Below are 3,443 nucleotides of genomic sequence, written 5' to 3'. Positions count from 1 at the left end.
ATTGGTTGGAAATGTTTGCTTTCAGCATGTGTCACATAATAGGGAAGACTACCGATAGCTGTTGTCTGAGGGAAGATAACTTCATCTTCCCCCTTAAAGAGACAGGCAGCATTGATTCCAGCAACCAATCCTGAGGCAGCTGATTCAACATAACCTTCAACACCAGTCATTTGTCCAGCAAAGAACAAGTTAGGGTTTGATTTTGATTGGAAGGTCTGTTTAAGCAAGTTTGGCGAATCCATGTAGGAATTGCGGTGCATAACCCCATATCGCACAAATTCAGCATTTTCAAGACCTGGAATCATTTGGAAAACACGCTTTTGCTCTCCCCATTTGAGGTGGGTTTGGAAACCAACGATATTATAGAGGCTACCAGCCGCATTGTCCTGACGAAGCTGAACAACCGCATAAGGTGTCTTGAAATCCCCATCACGTGGCCCCTTGTAATCCTCAGGATACTCCAAACCAACTGGCTTCATAGGGCCATAGAGCATTGTCTTAATACCACGTTTGGCCATGACTTCGATAGGCATACACCCTTCGAAATATTTTTCTTTTTCGAAAGAATTTAAGGGGGCTTCTTCAGCTGTTGTCAAGGCTTCATGGAAGGCCATAAATTCTTCCTTGGTCATTGGACAGTTTAGATAAGCAGCTTCACCCTTGTCGTAGCGTGACTTAAGGTAAACCTTGTTCATGTCGATAGTCGCTTTATCAACAATCGGTGCAGCGGCATCATAGAAATAGAACCCATCTCCACCATTGAGCTCATGAATTTTTTAGCTAAAGCATCAGAAGTCAAAGGACCTGAAGCAATAACTGTAATGGCATCATCAGGAATTTCTGTGATTTCTTCACGGATAACTTCAATTAATGGATTGTTCTTAATTTCAGCTGTCACTGCTTCTGCATAACCTTCACGGTCCACAGCCATGGCACCACCAGCTGGCACACGGTGAGCTTCTCCATTACGCATAATGATAGAGTCCAAGCGACGCATTTCTTCTTTAAGAAGCCCTACAGCATTTGTCAAGCTATCTCCACGGAAAGAGTTAGAACAAACTAATTCTGCAAAATTTGTTGTCTTATGCTGAGGTGTTGCTTTGACCCCACGCATTTCATAAAGTTTTACCGGAATACCACGTTTGGCAATCTGATAAGCCGCCTCGGAGCCGGCCAAACCAGCTCCGATCACGTTAATATAATCTGCTTTTGATTGAGACATGACACTAATACCTCTTCGGGAACAAGATGAAATCCTGCCCCCACAAATCTTTCTTCATTTTTACTCTTAGTAGTATAGCAAAAAACTCCTCGTCTGGCGACTAGGAGTCATCTGTATTTATAGGGGTAAAATGATAGTCACTTTAGCACCACCTGTATTATCATCATTTGAAAGCGAAAGACAACCATGATGTAAGCGAACAATATCATTGGCAATAGTCAGACCAAGGCCACTATGATTGCGGCTCTGTCTACTTTTATCCTCTTGATAAAAGAGCTGAGTGGCCTTTTCAAGGGATTCAAGGGAAAATCCAGGGCCAGAGTCAAGGCAGATAAACGTAAATTCATCTTCTTCTACCCTAGCAGTTAAGAACAGCTGACTACCACTAGGCGTATGCTCTAACGCATTCGAAACGATATTCATAAAAGCTCGATTCAACAAGGACCTGTCCCAATGGCCTATGATTTCTTTCTTAATATCCTTCTTGTCAAATGTAACATTGATTTGTTTGGTTTGTGCTAGTGACAAGGATTGGTCATAAATGTCTTCAACAAAGTCCTTGACCGAAACTTCTCCAAGCGTCAAGGTTTTCTTAAAACTTGTTTTGTTGAGTTCGGACAACTCTTGAACATAAGAATCAACCTGTGCTATCCCTTTTTGAAAATGCTCTAACAAGTCCGTTTGCTCCTCATCTAAGGGCGTCATAGCTAAGAGTTCAGCATTGCCACGAGCAACTGTCAGCGGTGTCTTCAGGTCATGGGTTAAGGCTGAAATCTGATTTTGCTTATCCTGCTCTGCCTTCCAATTTTCCATCAAAGAGTCACGAAGTGCAGCACGCATGTGGTCCAAACCACTTAAAACTTGATTAAACTCCTTAATGGTAGACCGGGAGGTTTGAAAATCCAAGTCTTGCTCTGCTATTTTCTCAGTTGCTCTCAGTATTGGTCTAAGCTGTTGACGTAATTTATTGGCATAGAAGAATGTTAAAACAACAAAGATGAGTAAAATGGACACCATCATTGAGCCAATCATCATAAGATCAGCATTGGGAAAATACTGGTTCATCCAAGCGTTACGATACCGAGGTGATAGTTGATAGTTGACAATGACTATGCCATCTGACCGTTCAAAAGACTGAAAATAGCCGTATTTTCCACCGTGAACATTCTTGAATTGGTAATTTAGTAAGGATTCTTCTTGCAAGTTAACTGGCATGTTAGACTTCTTAAGCTTGAAATCCCTAGTCAAAAAGACATAGCGAGTACCATCAGGCAAGACATTTGGATTAAGGACCTTAGAAGTTTCAATATCACTTCTCAAAGCAGACAAATCACTCTCAACTTGATTTGCTGGAATCACTACCCCAAAACGATAAGACAAGCTGAACAAAGACAAAATAAGTAGGCTACTGATTGCCGATAGGACCGTCAAGCTGACAACATAAGATAACAATAGTGTTCTTAGAGAGTGTTCTCGTTTTTAATTAGTGCCACTTGTAACCAATCCCCCAGACTGTTTCAATAGGATTTTGCCCAACTTCTTTTAGCTTTGCACGGATATTTTTAATATGTTCAGCCACTGCTGTTGGACTTCCTTTATCCTCATAGCCATACAAATACGTGTAGATTTGTTCTTTTGAAAAGACTTGGCCCTTATTTTCAGCCAAAAATTGACAAATACCATATTCCGACTTAGTCAAATCTAACAAGTGATTTTCAACATAAAGCTCCTGAGCAGACAAATCAAACTGAAAATCACCAAGTGAAAGCTTATGATGACGCTCACGATGTTCCCGTCTCAAGTGAGCAACCACACGCGCTTGAAGTTCTTTAATCCCAAATGGTTTACAAATATAATCATCCGCCCCATAGCTCAACCCCTGAACGATATCTACCTCTTGCGTTCTGGCTGTAATAAAAAGTATGGGGCAATCCACCTGTTCCCGAATCTCATGACAAAACTGGAGACCGTCAACATCAGGCATCATGATATCCAGCAATATCAAGTCAAACCGTGGCAACGAGTTCTTATCCAAATCTAAAACACTTGTAAGTCCTGTCACCTTATGGTTTTGAAGCTCTAGAGCCTTTACAACCAATTTCACAATATTTTCCTGATCATCAATAACAAGTATCTGAGCCATAAGCTTCCTTTCGTTCACAGTTACCCTTATCATATCATCTATAGAAGACAACTGACAAGGCGTAAAGTAGATAAATAT

At 41.0% G+C, this 3,443-nt stretch carries 2 protein-coding genes and 1 pseudogene; all 3 read right to left on the bottom strand.

Annotated features, from left to right (window positions below; genetic code table 11):
* Window positions 1-1,222 (bottom strand): annotated as a pseudogene (gene trmFO / locus HSISS2_RS02820) (methylenetetrahydrofolate--tRNA-(uracil(54)-C(5))-methyltransferase (FADH(2)-oxidizing) TrmFO); the annotation flags it as partial.
* A 117-nt stretch (window positions 1,223-1,339) separates the two neighbouring features.
* Window positions 1,340-2,653: a HAMP domain-containing sensor histidine kinase gene (locus HSISS2_RS02815; RefSeq protein ID WP_368000084.1), complete on the bottom strand. Its 1,314-nt coding sequence runs from the start codon at window positions 2,651-2,653 to the stop codon at window positions 1,340-1,342.
* A 52-nt stretch (window positions 2,654-2,705) separates the two neighbouring features.
* Complete coding sequence (locus HSISS2_RS02810) at window positions 2,706-3,365, bottom strand: response regulator transcription factor (protein WP_021145285.1); 660 nt, start codon at window positions 3,363-3,365, stop codon at window positions 2,706-2,708.
* Window positions 3,366-3,443: the final 78 nt, after the last annotated feature.

The organism is Streptococcus sp. HSISS2 (assembly GCF_000448665.1).
Lineage (GTDB): Bacteria > Bacillota > Bacilli > Lactobacillales > Streptococcaceae > Streptococcus > Streptococcus raffinosi.
The sequence above is the reverse complement of the archived record's forward strand: the minus strand, read 5'-3'. Positions and strand labels throughout refer to the sequence as shown.